At 62.1% G+C, this 1082-nt stretch carries 1 protein-coding gene; it reads left to right on the top strand.

The window, feature by feature from the left end:
• Positions 1 to 435 precede the first annotated feature (435 nt).
• Complete coding sequence (locus BMW88_RS40755) at positions 436 to 1008, top strand: MarR family transcriptional regulator (protein WP_089962623.1); 573 nt, start codon at positions 436 to 438, stop codon at positions 1006 to 1008.
• Positions 1009 to 1082: the final 74 nt, after the last annotated feature.

The following is a 1082-nucleotide window of genomic DNA, read 5'->3' as shown; positions in this document are numbered from 1 at the left end:
GGGTAGGGCTTGGGCACAGCGACATCCTCCCAGCTCACCATCACGGCAAGCCAACTCAGATGTCACCAATCCGTGCAGCAGACCCCACGAGCGTGAACGCCGAAGGACGTCGCATACGAGAAAGCTAGCGCCCAAACGACCAGCGCGGGTCTGCTTGTGTGCGAGTACCGATGAGTTGGAATAACTTCGCCCATAAAGCCCGGCAGGCTGGTTCCGTGCGGGACTTCTGCGGAGGGCCAGAAAGTCGTGCGATGTTGTCCTGGTCGCCGATGTGTCTACAAGAGACAGAGATTCTTCTAGTAGCCGCTTGACTTCTCGTGTTGAAGGAAGCGTTCATAGTCCTGTAGCCGGTTCAAGCGGTAGCGAGCCGCAGGCTACATGCAAGCCCTGGCCAGGGCATGACCGCGAAACCACATCTGAGAAGCGGAGACCGTCATGCCCAGCAAGAACCGAACCAAGACGACAACCAAGATCGAGAAGGACAGCGGCGTCACTGCGCCCGAAACTGCTGCGGACAAGCTACGGGCGGTCTTGGTCGCCGCGCCAGGTTCCACGGCCGTTGATCTGGCGGCCAGCGTCGGAATCAACAAATCCACCGCCGGGAAGATTCTGGCGCGCTGGGAGGCAAATGGGACCGCAATACGCACGGCACGCGGGGTGGTCGACGGCCGACGCGCTGGTGATCTGTGGTCGGCTGTCGCCACCGACGTGGTGGAGCCGGACGTGGTCGCGGAACCCGAGTCGGCCGAGGCGGTAGTTCCTACTCGCGAGCCGTTCGAACCGTTGAAGGAAGGACGGCTGAAGCCCGGTGCGCTGAGGGAGCTGACGGAGAGCTACCTCCGCATGCATCCAGGCGAGGCGTTCGGGCCGACGCACATCGGCAGGGCTCTCGGGCGTTCTCAGGGCGCTGTGAACAACGCGCTGGAAGCGTTGACGTCGGCTGGAACCGTGGTGAAGACGCAGGAAGCACCAAAGCGGTTCGCGATTGCGGCCAATGCTACAAACTAAAGGTTGTCCCGTAATGATCAAGAGTTTTGGCGGGGCAAGGGGGTGACAGCGGTGTCGCCTGCGGCCGGTGGTCG

It is taken from the genome of Lentzea xinjiangensis (assembly GCF_900110955.1).
GTDB classification, from domain to species: Bacteria; Actinomycetota; Actinomycetes; order Mycobacteriales; family Pseudonocardiaceae; genus Lentzea; species Lentzea xinjiangensis.
The sequence above is the reverse complement of the archived record's forward strand: the minus strand, read 5'-3'. Positions and strand labels throughout refer to the sequence as shown.